Here is a 16,786-nt window from a genome sequence, read left to right as displayed (position 1 = left end):
TTGTACATATTAAAAGAGCTGCTGAAACGAAAAGGTACAGTCCCGCGGAAACGCGGGGAGCTGTACCTTTTTTATATGCGGTAACTCTATTCTTGCTGTTACAGCTCCGAGGCCCGGTTCATCCGCGGCTCCAACCACAAATTTTGCTGCTACAGCTCCCAAGCCCGGTTCATCCGCAGCTCTAACCACAAATATTGCTGCTACAGCTCCCAAGCCCGGTTCATCCGCAGCTCTAACCACAAATTTTGCTGTTACAGCACGCAAGCCCGTTACATCCGCAGCTCTAACCACAAATTTTGCTGTTACAGCTCCCAAGCCCGGTTCATCCGCAGCTCTAACCACAAATTTTGCCGTTACAGCACGCAAGCCCGGTACATCCGCAGCTCTAACCACAAATTTTGCTGTTACAGCACGCAAGCCCGTTACATCCGCAGCTCTAACCGCCAATATTGCTGTTACAGCCCCCAAGCCCGGTACATCCGCAGCTCCAACCACAAATTTTGCTGTTGCAGCCCCCAAGCCCGGTACATCCGCAGCTCTAACCACAAATTTTGCCGTTACAGCTCCCAGACCCGGTACATCCGCAGCTCTAACCACAAATTTTTGCTGCTACAGCCCCCAAGCCCGGTACATCCGCAGCTCTAACCACCAATATTGCTGTTACAGCCCCCACGCTGCGATCATTTTGCAAAAAAAGTGACCTCACGGTTGGCGTTAGTGACTTTATGCGCTTATCGGCATCTTCCTGAGCGGCTCAGAGGCAGCGTTAATGCCCCGGTGCACTTTATTAGCACAGAGATACACGGTATTTCCGTGCAACGGCGCTCCTGACTGCGATTTCAGCGATAGTTACATGGAATTTCCACGCAACGCAGTTCCAGTCTGCGGGTTCAGCGAGAGTTACACGGTTTTTCCGTGCAACTCAGCTCCAGACTGCGGTTTCGGCGAGAGTTACACGGTTTTTCCGTGCAACTTAGCTCCAGGCTGCGGTTTCGGCGAGAGTTACACGGTTTTTCCGTGCAACTCAGCTCCAGTCTACGGGTTCAGCGAGAGTTACACGGTTTTTCCGTGCAACTCAGCTCCAGTCTGCGGTTTCGGCGAGAGTTACACGGTTTTTCCGTGCAACTCAGCTCCAGGCTGCGGTTTCGGCGAGCGTTACACGGTTTTTCCGTGCAACTCAGCTCCAGGCTGCGGTTTCGGGCGAGAGTTACACGGTTTTTCCGTGCAACTCAGCTCCAGGCTCACCAGGCCGAGATCCTCCGCAGCTCCAACCCCCTATTTTGCTGTTAAAGCCCCGAATCGTAAACTCGTCAGCGCACTCCCGTTAGATAGGGGGCTTTTTGCTTATTAATCCGCCTTATCTGATTCATTTATCTCAATTATAGGTCGTATTAATCATTTCATATTTATTTTAATGCTGCTTATTGCAATATTAATGACGCATATATATAATTATGACACACAATAAAATTTACAGGCGGCATCAATCCGAACCGCCGGGAGGAGAAGCAACATGTCGAACGCGACGAACGCCTTACAGGGATCCGCACCAGGACTCGAACTCGGTATGGTTATCTGCAAGCATTGTCAGCAGCTCATGTATACGATTCCGACCAACGGTGTGAAAAAAATATACGGCGTGTGCGGGCAGGAAGGCTGCTTGGAGACGGTCGAGGCGAGCGAGGGCGAAGATTAATGAACGTGCAGTCCTGGGTTTATTCCTTTGAAGAAGGCAATGCCGGCATGCGGACGCTGCTGGGCGGAAAAGGCGCCAATCTGGCGGAAATGACGCGCGTCGGACTTCCGGTGCCTCCGGGGTTCACGATAACGACCGACGCGTGCCGCGCTTTTTTCCGGGCGGGCAATCGGATCTCGGGCGAGCTGCAGTTGCAGATGAGAGAGGCTGTCACACGGCTGGAGGAAAAGAAGGGACAGCGGCTCGGCGATCATGCCGATCCGCTGCTCGTCTCCGTCCGATCGGGATCGGTCGACTCGATGCCCGGGATGATGGACACAATCCTCAACTTGGGATTAAATGACGAGACCGTAAAGGGATTGGCCGCAGGCACGGGCAACGCCCGTTTCGCCTACGATTGCTATCGCCGGCTTATCCAGATGTTCGGCCAGGTGGTGCTCGGCATCGAATCCATCCGCTTCGAACGGCTGCTGCGCCGCGTGAAGCGAGAGCTCGGCGTCGAGCAGGATCAAGAGGTATCGGCCGAGGGCTGGATGCAGCTGATCGGGGAGTACAAGGGCTGCGTCAAGGCGTTCTCGGGCATCGACTTTCCCCAGGACGTGCACGAACAGCTGACGCTCGCTACCGAAGCCGTATTCAAGTCCTGGCATAATCAGCGGGCGCAGGTCTACCGCAAGATCAACCGCATTCCAGACGAACAGGGCACGGCGGTCAACGTTCAGAGCATGGTGTTCGGCAATAAGGGAGACGACTGCGGCACAGGCGTCGTGTTCACGCGCAATCCGTCTACCGGCGAACGGGCGCTGTTCGGCGAGTACCTGACGAACGCGCAGGGCGAGGACGTCGTCGCGGGCGTGCGCACGCCGCAATCGATCGCGACCTTAAAGGATGTCATGCCTAGGGTATACGAGGAGCTGTCCGAGCTGTGCGGACGCCTGGAGCTGCACTACGCGGACATGCAGGACATCGAGTTCACGGTGGAGCGCGGCGAGCTCTACGTGCTGCAGACGCGGGGCGGCAAGCGCAACGCCCAGGCCGCGCTGCGGATCGCCGTGGATCTCGCGGCCGAAGGCGTCGTCTCGCGCGAGGAAGCGCTGATGCGGATCGAGGTATCGCATCTCGAGCAGCTGCTGCACCGCGGCATCGACGAGCAAGCGGCGGGAGATGCGATTGCGTCCGGCCTGCCCGCGTCTCCTGGCGCGGCCGTCGGCATGGCCGTCTTCGACGCGGACACCGCGGCGGCGTGGGCGCAGGCGGGCAAGCCCGTCATTCTCGTGCGGGCCGAGACGACGCCGGAGGATATCCACGGCGTGCTCGCCGCAGAGGGCGTGCTCACGAGCCGAGGCGGCATGACCAGCCATGCGGCGGTCGTGGCGAGAGGCATGGGGAAGCCGTGCGTATGCGGCTGCGAGGAGATTCGTATCGATCCTGCGCTGCGGCAGGCGGCGGCAGGCGAGCAGACGATCGCCGAGGGCGACTGGCTGACGCTCGACGGGACCAGCGGCAGCGTATACGCCGGCCAGATTCCGCTCAAGGAGGCGGCGGTTACGGACGAGCTGCAGCAGGTGCTGCGTTGGGCGGACGATATCCGCAGGCTGCGCGTCTATGCCAATGCGGATACGCCGGCGGACGCGGGAATCGCGCGCGGCTTCGGCGCAGAGGGCATCGGGCTGTGCCGGACCGAGCATATGTTTTTTGCGCCGGAGCGGCTGACCGTCATGCAGGCGATGATCATGGCGGAGTCGCGCGAGGAGCGGCTGGCTGCGCTTGAGCTGCTGCTGCCGATGCAGCAGGCCGACTTCGAGGGGCTATTCCGCGAGATGGACGGCTTGCCCGTCACGATCCGGCTGCTCGACCCGCCGCTGCACGAGTTTCTCCCGCATGCGGGAGAGCTGCAGCAGAAGCTGCAGGCGGCCGGCACGGAGGAGGAGCAAGAGCAGCTGCGGCGGATGATCCGCAAGGTCCATGCGCTGCACGAAGCCAATCCGATGCTCGGGCAGCGGGGCTGCAGGCTGGGCATCGTGTACCCCGAGATCTATGACATGCAAGCCGAAGCCGTGTTCCGGGCGGCCGCGGTCTGCATTGGCAAGGGAATCTCCGTGCATCCGGAGATCATGATCCCGCTGGTCGGCGACGCGAGCGAGCTGAGCCTGCTGCGCGAGCGGGTCGACCGTGCCGCGGATCGCGTGCTCGGCGAGGCGGTCCAGGGTGCTTGCGGCTACAAAGTCGGCACGATGATCGAAGTTCCGCGCGCCGCGCTGACGGCCGATCGCATCGCGGCCCATGCGGATTTCTTCTCTTTTGGCACGAACGATCTGACGCAGATGACCTACGGCTACAGCAGGGACGACGCGGAGGGCGGCTTCATGTCGCATTATCTGGAGCAGAAGCTGCTCCCGCACAACCCGTTCCAGGTGCTGGATCCGGACGGCGTCGGACAGCTGATCGAACTGGCTGCGACCAAGGGACGCTCGCGCAAGCCGGGCCTGAAGACTGGCATTTGCGGCGAGCATGGCGGGGACAAGGACTCGATCGCGTTCTGCCATCGCGCGGGGCTCGATTATGTCAGCTGCTCGCCGTACCGTATTCCGATGGCTCGGATCGCGGCCGCGCAGGCGGCGATCGAGAACGCGGACGAGGACGCAAGGGGCGGAACCGTTCAGGCGATTTAAATAGATTATTGAAGAGGGGCAGGCAACCGGGCTGAAAAAGAGAGCCATCGCGATCCGGCGCCGATGCGCGACAGGGGTGTGATCGGGACGCGGATCGGTTACAATGGGGGAAAAGAGTCGTCCAGCCTGGAGGTTGCCATGCTCGAACTATCAACGCGCCAGCTCGAGATCGTCGATCTGGTCCGCAAGCGCGCGCCGATCACCGGCGAGCAGATCGCGGAGGCGCTTGGCGTCACCCGCCCGTCGATCCGGTCGGATCTCGGCTTGCTGGCGATGCTGGGCTATATTGACGCCAAGCCCAAGGTCGGCTACTTTCCGGCCACGGCGTCCAGCGATGCGGGAGCGTCCGGGCAGGATGCCGTCCTGCGGATGCGCGTGAAGGAAGTGATGGGCGTGCCCGTCGTCCTCCGCGAGACGGCGACCGTCGGCGATGCCGTCGTTTCGCTTTTCCTCGAAAACGTGGGCAGCCTGATCGTCGTCGATGCGGCGGGCTCGCTGACCGGCATCGTATCCCGCAAGGACCTGCTGAAGGTCGCCGTCGGCAACGCGCATGGAGACGCCGTCATCCTGGGCATGGTGATGACCCGGTATCCCAACATCGTCACCGTCGCGCCGGACGATACGATCCTCGACGCGATGCGCAAGATGATTCAGCACGAGGTGGACGGCCTGCCCGTCGTTCAAGCGCATCCGCACGGCGGAGGGCCGGCCGCGGAAGTCGTGGGCCGGATCACCAAGACGACCATCCTTAAGCTGATCTACGAGGCCGCGGTCTCGAGGGATATACCCTGACGCTTCGGCTGCGGCAGGGCGGCGCATCACATTTATAAACCGGCAAGTGCAAGAGGCAGTCTTGACGTCGCGAGCGCGGCGCGGGACGGCCTCTTTCTCTTTTTCGGCATGGCGGGGCATTTTAAATTCTACACGAACTTAATCTCGGAAAGGCAGCGTCCTGACCGAAGGGGATATCGTTCAAACGCCCCAATACGTTCCATTTTCATCCGCAATGGAACGGCGCGGCAAGGCAGGAAAGCTATGATGAAAAAGCCGATTGCGCATGGTTATAATACGTGTTATATTCTCGGTGAGGTGCGACTATGACAGGCAAAGGCAAGGCGCCGAATACCGGCAAACGAACGACGAGCTTTGACGTTGCGAGAGCCGCCGGCGTGTCCCGGAGTCTCGTGTCCGCCGTCATCAACGGTACGCCGGGCATCGGCGTCGGTCCCGAGACGAGAGCAAAGGTACTGAAGGCGATCAAGGAACTGAACTACCAGGTCGACGCGCAGGCGCGGGCGATGAAAACCGGGCTCAGCAGGTGCGTGGCCGCATTCGGAGACATGAAAAACCCGCTGTTCCTGCAGCTGCTCGAGGGCATGCAGAAGGCTTGCGCGGAGCGCGGCTATCACGTGCTCATCAGCGGCCAGAGCGAGGACGACCAGGACAGGCTCGACATGCTCGATTTGTACCGCCAGCGCCGGATCGACGGCATCGTCACGCTCGACGATACGGATTACGAGAGCGCGGCGTGGATCGAACGCGTCCGGGAGTCGGGCGTCCCTTACGTATCCGTCGAAGGCTATGCCGGGATGGAGGGCGTCGCTTCCGTGCTCGCCGACTACCGCGACAGCATTCGCGAGGCGCTGGATTACATGGGCGGCACGGCGGACCGTTACCCCGTATATCTCGAAGCCTACGAAGACCGGCCCGAACGGAATTGGGCGGAACGCGACCGCAAGGCCGCTTACGAAGCCTGGTGCGGCGCTAGAGGCTGGACGCCGGTCGTTCGTCGATTTTTCCTGGATGATGAGGCGTGGCTCGGCGAGTATTTGGACGAAATGACTGCGGACGGCGGAAGCCTGCCGCCGATGCTGATCAATTGGTCGGTGGGCGCCGTGCCATTATACAGAGCGGCGTGGCAGCGCGGCATTCGGATCGGGGACGAGCTTGTCCTCATGGCCGGGGACAACACCCGCAGGAGCAACGCGTACATGAGTCCTTCACTAACATCCGTGGAGATTCCTTATGCCGCGATGGGGGAAGAGGCGGTGCGCTTGCTGCTGGAGCCTTCGCAAGGCGAGCGCGCGTCCAAGCGCTGGCTGCGGGCGTCGATTCGTCCCGGAGACAGTGCTCCAAGGGGCTCGGGCGGTTAGCGCCGCTTTCTTTGAATGATTATAACACGTGACATAACTTTTGAGGGAGGCCTGCATTTATGTTTTGGATCGTGGAGAAGCTTCAGAAAAGAATCGAGGAATTAGCCGCTTACCGCTATCGTCATGCGCTGGCGCTGGACGAATGGGAGATGCAGGAGGACGAGGCGGGCGCGAACGGCGTGCACCGGCCGCCGGAGACGACGAGCGAGCTTCGGATGCGCAAGGGAGACCGTTGGGTCGGATACGACCGCTATGTATGGCTGCGACGTACGGTCCGTATACCCGGAGAATGGAAGGACAACGAGGTCGTCGGTTTGTTCGACTTCGGCCTGACCGGACCGGGCAACAACTCGGCCTTCGAGTCGCTGCTTTATTTGAACGGCCGTCCTTTTCAAGGCGTCGATACGAACCACCAGGAGGTCTTCCTTCCGGCGGAGCTCGCCGGCAGCGAGATCGAGCTCGTCTTCAGGCTGTGGTCGGGACTCGAAGGCGGCGGGGGGCCGCGCGATCAGGAGCATCAGTTCAAGCGCGCCGAGCTCGCCGTGCTGGACGCGGCGGCCGACGATCTGTACTTCACGGGGCGCGCGGCGCTGGAGACGGCCAAGATTCTGGAGGAATCCAATCCGTCCAAGCACGACCTGTTGACGGCTGCGGACAGGGCTTTTCTGCTCGTCGATTGGTCGCGCCCGGGCTCGGACGACTTTTATGCCTCGGTTGAGCTGGCGGCGAACGCGCTTCGCACGGCCGTATCCGAGCTGGACAAGAACCACCCTGTAACCATACGCGCGATCGGACACACCCATATCGACGTCGCCTGGTTGTGGCAGCTCAAGCATACGCGGGAGAAGTCGGCCCGTTCCTTTTCCACGGTGCTGAGGCTGATGGAGAAATATCCGGAATACGTCTTCCTCCAGACGCAGCCCCAGCTGTATGCCTACCTTAAAAAGGATTATCCGGAGATCTACGAGCAAATTCGCGAGCGGATCAAGGAAGGACGCTGGGAAGCCGGCGGCGCCATGTGGCTCGAGGCGGACTGCAACCTGACGAGCGGCGAGTCGCTCGTGCGTCAGATTTTGCACGGCACGCGGTTTTTCCGCGACGAGTTCGGCGTCGAATGCGACTATCTGTGGCTGCCGGACGTGTTCGGATACAGCTGGGCGCTGCCGCAGATTTTGCGCAAGTCCGGCATCAAGACGTTTATGACGACCAAGATCAGCTGGAGCCAGTACAACCGGATGCCGCACGACACGTTCAAGTGGCGGGGCATCGACGGCTCGGAGGTGCTGACGCACTTTATCACGACGCCCGAGGTCGCGGAAGCGAACGTCTGGTGGTACACCTACAACGGCTTGATCGAACCGTTCTCCGTCAAGGGAATCTGGGACACGTACCGCGACAAGGATATCAATCGCGAGCTGCTGTTGTCTTACGGCTACGGGGACGGAGGCGGCGGCGTGAACCGGCATATGTTGGAGATGCGGCGTCGGCTCGATGAGATGCCCGGCTTGCCCAAGATCGTGCCGGGGCGGGCGGAGGACTTTTTCCACAAGCTGCACGAAACGGTAGACGGCACGGACCGGTACGTCCATACGTGGGACGGGGAGCTGTACCTGGAGTACCACCGCGGGACGTACACGAGCCAAGCCTACAATAAAAGAATGAACCGCAAGCTCGAGATGATGTACCGCGAAGCGGAATGGCTGCATTCGTTAAGCGCGGCTGCGGGCGGCGGCGATTGGTCGGCGTATCCTGCGGAGCGGCTGCACGAGGGCTGGACGACAATCTTGCGCAACCAGTTTCACGATATTATCCCCGGTTCGTCCATCGGCGCCGTTTATGCGGATGCCAGGATCGAGTATGCCGAAGCGGAACGCTTAGGCAAGGAAGCGATTCAGGCTGCGACCGAGCGGCTGGCCGGGCAGTCGGACGGCACTGTAGTCAGCGTATACAACGGCGCCGCGTTCGACCGGACCGAGCTGATCGAGGTCCCGACGCCGGCGGGTGCAGGAACGAAGGGGGCGTGGCTGACCGAGGACGGCCAGCCGCTACGGTCGGAATACACCGGCAGCGAATGGCTCGTGCTGGCGGAGAACGTGCCGGCGACGGGCGCGGCGACGCTGCGCTACGATCCGTCCGCGGAGGAGCCTGCTGCGGCAAAGGCGTTCGAGTGGGCGGACGGCGTGCTCCGGACGCCTCATTATGAGCTGGCGTTCGACGAGGCCGGCCGGCTGGTCCGTCTGTACGACCGCGGGCTGTCGCGCGAGGTGCTGCCTGAGAGAGCTCGCGCCAACGAGCTGCAAGTTTTCGAGGATAAGCCGAAAATGTTCGAAGCGTGGGACATCGACTTGTTCTACCAGGAGAAGCAGCGCGAAGTGACCGATCTGCGCAAGCTCGAGCTCGTCGAATGCGGCGCGCTGCGCGCGGTTCTGAGATTCGAATGGGCGTACGGGGCGTCCGTTATCGAGCAGCGCCTGATCGTTTATGCGGAGGACCGGCGCATCGACTTCGTCACGCGCGCGGACTGGCGTGAGCGCCAGCAGCTGCTGAAGGTGGCGTTCCCGGTCGAGGTTCGCGCGACGGAGGCGACCTACGACATCCAATTCGGCAACGTCAAGCGTCCTACGCACTGGAACACGAGCTGGGACCACGCCCGGTTCGAGACCGTCGGTCATCAGTGGGTCGATCTGTCCGAGCACGGTTACGGCGTGAGCTTGCTCAACGACTGCAAGTACGGCCATGACATCAAAGACAACGTCATCCGGCTGTCGCTCATCAAATCCGCGATCGATCCCGATCCGAATGCCGACCAGGGGGAGCATCTGTTCACTTATTCGCTGTATCCGCACGCGGGAGACTGGACGGCCGGCGGAACGGCGACAGCGGCATGGGCGCTCAACAATCCGCTGCTGGCGGTCCCGGGCGGGAGCGCGTTCGCGGGCAAGTCGCTGCTGCGAACGGACGGGGCGCACATCGCCTTCGACGCGATCAAAAGAGCGGTGGACGAGGACGCGCTCGTCGTCAGGCTGCACGAATATGCGGGCGGGCGCGCCGTTACGACGCTAACGTTAGGCTGCGAGATCGCTTCGTGGCAGGAATGCGATCTGCTGGAGCGCCCGATCGGCGAGCTCCGGAGCGGCGGAGAGCCGCTGCAGTTTGCGCTGGCGCCTTACGAGATCAAGACGTTTTTGATTCGGCTGCGGTAAAGAAGTTCGCGATCAAAAGTATCTGTCGATCGATTCGCTCCTAGACCCATCGCCTGCAGTAGGAGAGGCGATGGACTTGGGAGCGCTCGAGTTGGTCGCATCGCCTGCAGTAGGAGAGGCGATGGACTTGGGAGCGCTCGAGTTGGTCGCATCGCCTGCAGTAGGAGAGGCGATGGACTTGGGAGCGCTCGATTCGGTCGCATCGCCTGCAGTAGGAGAGGCGATGGACTTGGGAGCGCTCGAGTTGGTCGCATCGCCTGCAGTAGGAGAGGCGATGTACTTGAGAGCGCTCGATTCGGTCGCATCGCCTGCAGTAGGAGAGGCGATGTACTTGAGAGCGCCAGAGTTGGTCGCATCGCCTGCACTAGGAGAGGCGATGTACTTGGGAGCGCCAGAGTTGGTCGCATCGCCTGCACTAGGAGAGGCGATGGATTTGGGAGCGCTCGATTCGGTCGCATCGCCTGCACTAGGAGAGGCGATGGGCTTGGGAGCACTCGATTCGGTCGCATCGCCTGCAGTAGGAGAGGCGATGTACTTGGGAGCGCCAGAGTTGGTCGCATCGCCTGCAGTAGGAGAGGCGATGTACTTGAGAGCGCTCGAGTTGGTCGCATCGCCTGCAGTAGGAGAGGCGATGTACATGGGAGCGCTCGATTCGGTCGCATCGCCTGCACTAGGAGAGGCGAAGGGCTTTGTGGCGCGGGGAACCCAGGCCTGCAACCTTTTGTCGCGCGGGCCGGAAGCAACGATATAGACCGCAGAGACAGCGCTTCGGGGCGATAGTGCCTACGAAGCGCTTTTTTTGGCATCCGACCGCTAGCTTGTACATAATTCCAAGGCTGTAGTGGCATACCATATTTCGCAAGCCTGATTTGTCGGTATGTCGATTAACGGATATAATATGAAGAATGTTGACGAATTAGGCTAAAATTCGACAAAGTTTTTATTTTAAAACCCCTTGCTAATCCGAGTAAACCGATGTACTATGATAAAACTGTTACAAAAACAGATACAGAGATACCGTGGAGGGTGAACCTATGCTTAACCGCAACAAAAAACGCTTTACAGGCGTCATCGTTCTTGCGCTGCTCACCATGCTCGCAAGCGCGTGCTCCGGCAACAACAACGCGAACACCGCGTCTCCCGGCGCTTCGGCGACGGCCTCCGCTTCGGCATCCGGCTCGCAGCCGGCGGCCGGCGGCGAAGCCAAAGACGGCGGCAATCTGATCGTTGCGGTCGCATCGGATCCGGTCGTGCTGAACCCGAACTACGCGGGCGATCGCGTCAGCCTGACGATCGACCAAGCGCTTTACGCACCGCTGTTCCAGGTGAACAACGGTAAGAAGACGTTCTACCTGGCCGACAGCCTCGACCTATCTGAGGACAAGCTTACCTACACGCTCAAGCTGAAGAGCGGGCTTACCTGGCATGACGGTCAGCCGCTGACCGCCGACGACGTCGTGTTTACGATCGAGAAGATCCTCGACGAGTCCCAGAACAGCTTCTTGCGCGGCAACTTCATCATCGGAGGCAAGCCGGTCCAAGCGGTGAAGGTCGACGACACGACGGTCCAGCTCAAGCTGCCGCAAGTCGCGCCGGGCTTTGAAGCGACGCTCGTGCAGGTATTCCCGATTCCGAAGCATATTTTCGAAAACGAAGCGAACATCGAGAAAAGCGACAAGAACAAAACGCCCGTCGGTTCCGGCGCGTTCAAGTTCAAAGAATACAAGACCGGCGAATACTTGACGCTCGAGCGCTTCGACGGCTATTTCGGCGGCAAGCCGCATCTCGATTCGATCACGTACCGGATCGCGAAGGATACGAACGCTGCGAACCTGGCGCTGCAAAACGGCGAGCTCAACGTTAAATACCTCGATCCGCAGGACGTGTCCACGATCGAAGCGACGGGCAACTTCGACATTCTTCCTTACAGCGAAGGCCGTTTGGCTTACATGATGTTCAATCACAACAGCGCAACGGGCGCCCTGAAGAAGAAGGAAGTCCGCGAAGCGATCGGCTATGCGCTGAACCGCGAAGAGCTGATCCAGGTCGCGTACGCTTCCGCCGATTACGCCGATCCGGCTCATTCGTTCCTGACGCCTGACGTGCTGTACCAGACGAACGACGTACCGACCTACGACAATGACATCGCCAAAGCGAAGGAGCTGCTGCAGACGGCCGGCGTGAGCAACCTGAAGCTGCGCTTCATCGTGCAAAGCGGTAACAAGGTGCAGGAAGCGGTCTCTCTGTACGTGCAGCAAAAGCTGAAGGACGTCGGCATCACGGTCGAGCTCAGCAGCATGGATGCCTCGGCATTCGTCGCGAAGTTCACCGATCCGAAGGCTACGGACTTCGATCTCGTGGTCTCCGGCTACATCATGGGCTTCGACCCGGATGCGTACAGCATGCTGTTCACGTCCGACGGATCGTCCAACTACTCGCACTATAGCAATCCGGAGGTCGACGCTTTGTTCAAGCAAGGCGCGGGCGAAGGCGACGCAGCGAAGCGCGAGGAGATCTACAAGAACGCCCAGAAGATCGTCGCGGAAGACGCGGCCATCTATCCGATCGCTTATACCAAGACGATCGTCGCCGTCGACAAGCGTTACGGCGGTCTTGACGAAGCCGTGCTGAAGCCGGTGGTCATCTTTGAAGACCCGTCCAAGCTTTACCTTAAATAAGCGCTGTTGAATACCGGGCGTTCAAGAAAATAAGCTGGTTCGCCAGCTTATTTTTTTGTACGTCCATCCCGGGGAGCGTACCGAATGAGACAACTCTTAATTAGAAGGCTCTTGCAGACGATACCGCTGCTGATATTCGTCTCGATCGTCTGCTTCGCGATGATCAAGCTGGCGCCGGGCGACCCGGTGCTGTCGTTCGTCACGCCGAACATGCATGCCGAGGACATCGAGCGCATCCGTCACAATCTCGGCTTGGATAAGCCGGCCTATATCCAGTACTTTTTGTGGATCAAGGAAGCCGTGACCGGCAATCTCGGCTACTCGCTCGTCAACCATCAGCCTGTGATGGAGCAGATTCTGGACCGCTTGCCCGCCACCGCGGGGCTGATGGGCGCCGCGCTTGCGCTCGCCGTGCTGCTGGCGATCCCGCTCGGTCTGCTGGCCGGCGCGAATCGCGGCCGCTGGATCGACAAGCTCGTCAACCTCGTCGCCTACGTCGGAATTTCGGTTCCGCTGTTCTGGCTCGCCATTTTGCTGATTTACTATTTTTCCATCCATCTGCACTGGCTCCCCAGCATGGGCATGCGCACGATCGGCGTGGACAGCGCGCTCGACGTACTGAAGCACGGCATTATGCCATGCATCGTGCTGGCGTTCAGCTTCCTGGCGATCTACGTCCGGTATATCCGGTCCAGCACGATCGGGCAGCTGCGCGAGGATTATGTGCAGATTCAATACGCGTTCGGCTCGACCAAGCGCATCGTGCTCCTGCGTCACGTGATGAAGCACGTGCTGCTGCCGATCATCACGCTGCTCGGCATGTCGATGGGCGAGCTGGTCGCCGGCGCTATCGTGACGGAGACGGTGTTCTCCTGGCCGGGCATCGGCTCGCTTGGCATGACGGCGGTCCGGGGCATGGATTATCCGGTCATCATGGGCATCACGCTGTTCTCCTCCATCATGCTCATCCTGGGCAATCTGGCCGCGGATCTGCTGTACGGCGTAGCGGACCCGAGAATCAATTCAAAGAGGTGAACACATGAACCGGAGCAAATGGCGAAGCGTCGCGGACGAGCTGCGGTCGAGCGTATTCGGAATCGCAGGCATCGTTATTCTCATCCTATTCACGATTGCGGCCGCGCTGGCCTTTCTGTCCCCGCACGATCCGAACGCGCTGAACGCGCTCGAGCGCCTAAAGCCGCCAAGCGGGGCGCATTGGTTCGGGACGGACGACTACGGGCGCGATTACTTTACAAGAGCGCTGTACGGCGGCCGCGTCTCGCTTACGGTCGGCTTCGCGTCGATGATCCTCGCGACGGGAATCGGCGTTGTCGTCGGCGTCGTGAGCGGCTATTTCGGCGGCTGGATCGATAACCTGCTCATGCGGCTCGTCGAAGTCGTCATGTCGATCCCTTCCTTTCTCATCCTGCTGCTGTTGAGCGTGTTCCTGAAGCCCAGCGTCGGCAATCTCATCATCATTATCTCGCTCCTCATGTGGATGAACATCGCGCGGATCGTCAGGGCGGAGACGATGTCGCTCAAGGAGCGGGAGTACGTGCTGTATGCGCGAGCGTCGGGCCAAGGCGCCTTCGGCATCGTCCGCAGACACATCCTGCCTAACCTGATGCCGATCGTCATCGTCGGGGCGACGAACAACATCGCCTCCGCGATCATGATGGAATCGTCGCTCAGCTTCCTCGGCTTCGGCGTCCAGGCGCCGAATGCAACCTGGGGCAGCATGCTGAACAACGCCCAGGGCTTGATCGGGCAGGCGCCTTACCTGGCGGTGTTCCCGGGCTTGTTCATCCTGCTCACGGTGCTCAGCTTCAACGTGCTGGGCGACATTCTGCGCGTGGGCTTCGAGCCGAAGCTAGTGAAGCGGTAGGACATTCTGATTCGCGCCCCCTCGCAGTGACGCAGCTGCTGGCAAAGTGCTTTTCGGACACACAATCCGTTATTTTGCTGAAAATGCGGTTAGCGCGTGGGTGGCGGACTACAGATCCCTTATACGTGGATTTGCGCGCGGAATTCGGTGTAATCGGGGCCAATAGCGGATCCTGGGTCCGCGGCGGACCGGATTTGGTCGTTATGGAGAGGAATAGCGGAAGCTGTGTCCGTTCGAAGTGGCGACTGAGGTTCGAAGTGGCGACTGAGGTTCGAAATGGCGACTGAGGTTCGAAATGGCGCAATATGGCAACTGAATTCGAAATGTCTCATTTAGATACAACACGGCGACACAGATGGAAGGCAGCATCACGCAATGTAAAAGGAGGGAACGGGACATGACGGAACGGCTGCTAGAAATGGAGGATCTCCGCGTGTCGTTCTACTCCCGGAGCGGGGAGAACCAGGCTGTGCGGGGCGTGAGCCTTCACGTCGACGCGGGGGAAACGGTCGGCATCGTCGGCGAGTCCGGCAGCGGAAAAAGCGTGACGGCGAAGGCGGCGCTGGGCCTCATCCGTCCGCCGGGCCGCGTCATCGGCGGCGATATCTGTTATCGCGGCGAGAGTCTGCTGGGCTGGTCGGACAGCCGCTGGCGCAAGCTTCGGGGCAATCGGATCGCGATGGTATTCCAGGATCCGATGACGGCGCTCAATCCGGTAAAAAAGATCGGCGCGCAGATGACGGAAGTTATACGCAGGCACCGCGGGCTCGGCAAAGAAGCCGCGAGGCTGGAGGCGGCAGCCAAGCTGCGCGAGGTCGGCATCGGCGAGCCCGAGCGCCGGCTCGAGCAGTATCCGCACGAGTTCAGCGGGGGCATGCGGCAGCGGGTCATGATCGCGATGGCGCTCTCCTGCGAGCCGGAGCTGCTGCTCGCCGACGAGCCGACGACGGCGCTGGACGTGACGATCCAGGCGCAGATCCTCGATCTGCTGAAGGATATCAAGGCGAAGTCGAACATGGGCATCGTGCTGATCACGCACGATCTCGGGGTCGTCGCCCAAGTGTGCACGCGTGTCGTCGTCATGTACGGCGGCATGGTGATGGAGGAAGGGACCGTGGAGGATATCTTCTACCGCCCCGGTCATCCTTACACGCAGGGGCTGCTGAAGTCGGTGCCGAAGAGCGGAGGGGGCACGCGCGAGCGGCTCGTACCGATCGAGGGCACGCCGCCGGATCTGCTGGATCCCCCGCCGGGCTGTCCGTTCATCGAGCGCTGCCCGCATGCTTTCGGCAAGTGCACGGAGCGGCCGCCGTTGTTCGAGCTCGGCGATGGCCACCGGGCGCTGTGCTGGCTGCACGATGCGGAGCATTCGGCGGCCGGAAGCGATGCGAGCGGGGCGAAGCTGGAGGCAGTAACGGCAGCAAACGATGACCGCGTCGACGGCGCCGGCGGACCAGGCGTAGCGGAGAGCGGCGTCGGCGAGAACGCGGGGAGGGATTCGGATGGATAAAGCGGCCAAAACGCTGGTGGACGTCCGGGGTCTCAAGAAGCATTTTGCCAAGGAAAAGGACGTCTGGGGCAGAACGACGCAGGTGTTAAAAGCGGTCGACGGCGTGAGCTTCGGCATTCGCAAAGGCGAGACGTTCGGCCTTGTGGGCGAGTCGGGCAGCGGCAAGTCGACGGTCGGTCGCTGCTTGCTGCGGCTGTACGATTATACCGAGGGCGAGGTTCTGTACGACGGCCAGCCGCTGTCCGCGCTGGACGACAAAGCGCTGCGGCCCTTCCGGCGGCGAATCCAGAGCATTTTCCAGGACCCGTACTCGTCGCTGAACCCGGGCATGAACGTGCTTGAGCTGGTCGGCGAGCCGATGGACATTCACGGCGTGCATACAGGCAGCGCCCGCAAGGAAGCGGTCGCGGAGCTGCTCGAGAAGGTCGGTCTCAAGCCGGAGCATCTGACCCGCTATCCGCACGAGTTCAGCGGCGGGCAGCGGCAGCGGCTGTCGATCGCAAGGGCGCTCTCGGTCCGGCCGGAATTCGTCGTCTGCGACGAGCCGATCTCGGCGCTCGACGTATCCGTGCAGGCGCAGGTCGTGAACATGCTCGAGGACCTGCAGGCCGAATTCGGCCTGACGTACCTGTTTATCGCGCACGACCTGTCGATGGTCCGCCACATCTCCGACCGGATCGGCGTCATGTACGGCGGCCGCCTTGTCGAGGTGGCGGACAGCGACGAGCTGTACGACAATCCGCTGCACCCTTACACGCAGGCGCTGCTGTCGGCGATCCCGGTCCCGGACCCGCGGGCCGCGGCCAAGCGAATCGCTTGGGACCGCGCGGCGTGGACCGGCGAAGGCGCTCCGCTGCGCGAGGTCGGACCGGGGCACTTCGCCGCGATCCCGTAATCAGCCAGGGAGCGCAAGGTATTAGGCACGGCGACTGTCGTCGGAGCGAGCGAGGAAAGCGTGGCTGCAGCGCGAATTGAGCAATCATTTCAAA

12 protein-coding genes are annotated in these 16,786 nt (G+C 60.9%); 11 read left to right on the top strand and 1 reads right to left on the bottom strand.

All coding sequences use genetic code 11. From position 1 onward, the window contains the following. Window positions 1–9 precede the first annotated feature (9 nt). Entirely contained in the window at window positions 10–519 is a 510-nt protein-coding gene (locus ACFOTD_RS31315; protein WP_378123885.1) for a hypothetical protein, read from the bottom strand. Window positions 520–1,513: 994 nt separating this feature from the next. Here ACFOTD_RS31315 and ACFOTD_RS31310 point away from each other — a divergent pair. The 11 genes from ACFOTD_RS31310 to ACFOTD_RS31260 all read left to right on the top strand — a co-directional run bounded on the left by ACFOTD_RS31310 (window position 1,514) and on the right by ACFOTD_RS31260 (window position 16,692). After that, the gene (locus tag ACFOTD_RS31310) at window positions 1,514–1,696 is read left to right on the top strand and encodes a GapA-binding peptide SR1P (protein WP_378123884.1); all 183 of its coding nucleotides are present in this window, start codon (window positions 1,514–1,516) and stop codon (window positions 1,694–1,696) included. Beyond that, window positions 1,696–4,368 carry a pyruvate, phosphate dikinase gene (gene ppdK / locus ACFOTD_RS31305; protein WP_378123883.1) on the top strand — a complete coding sequence of 891 codons (2,673 nt, stop codon included), beginning with the start codon at window positions 1,696–1,698 and terminating at the stop codon, window positions 4,366–4,368. The genes ACFOTD_RS31310 and ppdK overlap by 1 nt, the downstream gene beginning before the upstream one ends. Window positions 4,369–4,506: 138 nt before the next feature. After that, window positions 4,507–5,160 (top strand): helix-turn-helix transcriptional regulator, encoded by a 654-nt coding sequence (locus tag ACFOTD_RS31300; RefSeq protein ID WP_378123882.1) that lies wholly within the window; start codon window positions 4,507–4,509, stop codon window positions 5,158–5,160. Between the two features lie 305 nt (window positions 5,161–5,465). Then, the gene (locus ACFOTD_RS31295; protein ID WP_378123881.1) at window positions 5,466–6,521 is read left to right on the top strand and encodes a LacI family DNA-binding transcriptional regulator; all 1,056 of its coding nucleotides are present in this window, start codon (window positions 5,466–5,468) and stop codon (window positions 6,519–6,521) included. A gap of 59 nt (window positions 6,522–6,580) precedes the next feature. Then, window positions 6,581–9,724 carry an alpha-mannosidase gene (locus ACFOTD_RS31290; RefSeq protein ID WP_378123880.1) on the top strand — a complete coding sequence of 1,048 codons (3,144 nt, stop codon included), beginning with the start codon at window positions 6,581–6,583 and terminating at the stop codon, window positions 9,722–9,724. A 70-nt stretch (window positions 9,725–9,794) separates the two neighbouring features. Continuing rightward, on the top strand, window positions 9,795–10,475 hold the full coding sequence (locus tag ACFOTD_RS31285; protein WP_378123879.1) for a hypothetical protein: 681 nt from the start codon (window positions 9,795–9,797) through the stop codon (window positions 10,473–10,475). 283 nt (window positions 10,476–10,758) lie between these two features. After that, window positions 10,759–12,402, top strand: a complete 1,644-nt coding sequence (locus tag ACFOTD_RS31280) for an ABC transporter substrate-binding protein (RefSeq protein ID WP_378123878.1) — start codon at window positions 10,759–10,761, stop codon at window positions 12,400–12,402. Between the two features lie 84 nt (window positions 12,403–12,486). Continuing rightward, entirely contained in the window at window positions 12,487–13,437 is a 951-nt protein-coding gene (locus ACFOTD_RS31275) for an ABC transporter permease (protein WP_378123877.1), read from the top strand. A 4-nt stretch (window positions 13,438–13,441) separates the two neighbouring features. Then, window positions 13,442–14,287: an ABC transporter permease gene (locus ACFOTD_RS31270; protein WP_378123876.1), complete on the top strand. Its 846-nt coding sequence runs from the start codon at window positions 13,442–13,444 to the stop codon at window positions 14,285–14,287. 397 nt (window positions 14,288–14,684) lie between these two features. Beyond that, the gene (locus tag ACFOTD_RS31265) at window positions 14,685–15,797 is read left to right on the top strand and encodes an ABC transporter ATP-binding protein (RefSeq protein ID WP_378123874.1); all 1,113 of its coding nucleotides are present in this window, start codon (window positions 14,685–14,687) and stop codon (window positions 15,795–15,797) included. Then, the gene (locus tag ACFOTD_RS31260) at window positions 15,790–16,692 is read left to right on the top strand and encodes an ABC transporter ATP-binding protein (RefSeq protein ID WP_378123873.1); all 903 of its coding nucleotides are present in this window, start codon (window positions 15,790–15,792) and stop codon (window positions 16,690–16,692) included. The genes ACFOTD_RS31265 and ACFOTD_RS31260 overlap by 8 nt, the downstream gene beginning before the upstream one ends. The last annotated feature ends 94 nt before the right edge of the window (window positions 16,693–16,786 follow it).

The sequence above is a fragment of the Cohnella sp. GCM10012308 genome, assembly GCF_042649185.1.
Taxonomy (GTDB): Bacteria; Bacillota; Bacilli; order Paenibacillales; family Paenibacillaceae; genus Cohnella.
The sequence above is the reverse complement of the archived record's forward strand: the minus strand, read 5'-3'. Positions and strand labels throughout refer to the sequence as shown.

Bases quoted from the DNA above. Each gene is read 5' to 3' on its own strand.
- ACFOTD_RS31295 (WP_378123881.1), top strand. From the start codon at position 5,466: ATGACAGGCAAAGGCAAGGCGCCGAATACCGGCAAACGAACGACGAGC.
- ACFOTD_RS31285 (WP_378123879.1), top strand. From the start codon at position 9,795: ATGGACTTGGGAGCGCTCGAGTTGGTCGCATCGCCTGCAGTAGGAGAG.
- ACFOTD_RS31300 (WP_378123882.1), top strand. From the start codon at position 4,507: ATGCTCGAACTATCAACGCGCCAGCTCGAGATCGTCGATCTGGTCCGC.
- ACFOTD_RS31275 (WP_378123877.1), top strand. From the start codon at position 12,487: ATGAGACAACTCTTAATTAGAAGGCTCTTGCAGACGATACCGCTGCTG.
- ACFOTD_RS31290 (WP_378123880.1), top strand. From the start codon at position 6,581: ATGTTTTGGATCGTGGAGAAGCTTCAGAAAAGAATCGAGGAATTAGCC.
- ACFOTD_RS31265 (WP_378123874.1), top strand. From the start codon at position 14,685: ATGACGGAACGGCTGCTAGAAATGGAGGATCTCCGCGTGTCGTTCTAC.
- ACFOTD_RS31260 (WP_378123873.1), top strand. From the start codon at position 15,790: ATGGATAAAGCGGCCAAAACGCTGGTGGACGTCCGGGGTCTCAAGAAG.
- ACFOTD_RS31270 (WP_378123876.1), top strand. From the start codon at position 13,442: ATGAACCGGAGCAAATGGCGAAGCGTCGCGGACGAGCTGCGGTCGAGC.
- ppdK (WP_378123883.1), top strand. From the start codon at position 1,696: ATGAACGTGCAGTCCTGGGTTTATTCCTTTGAAGAAGGCAATGCCGGC.
- ACFOTD_RS31310 (WP_378123884.1), top strand. From the start codon at position 1,514: ATGTCGAACGCGACGAACGCCTTACAGGGATCCGCACCAGGACTCGAA.
- ACFOTD_RS31280 (WP_378123878.1), top strand. From the start codon at position 10,759: ATGCTTAACCGCAACAAAAAACGCTTTACAGGCGTCATCGTTCTTGCG.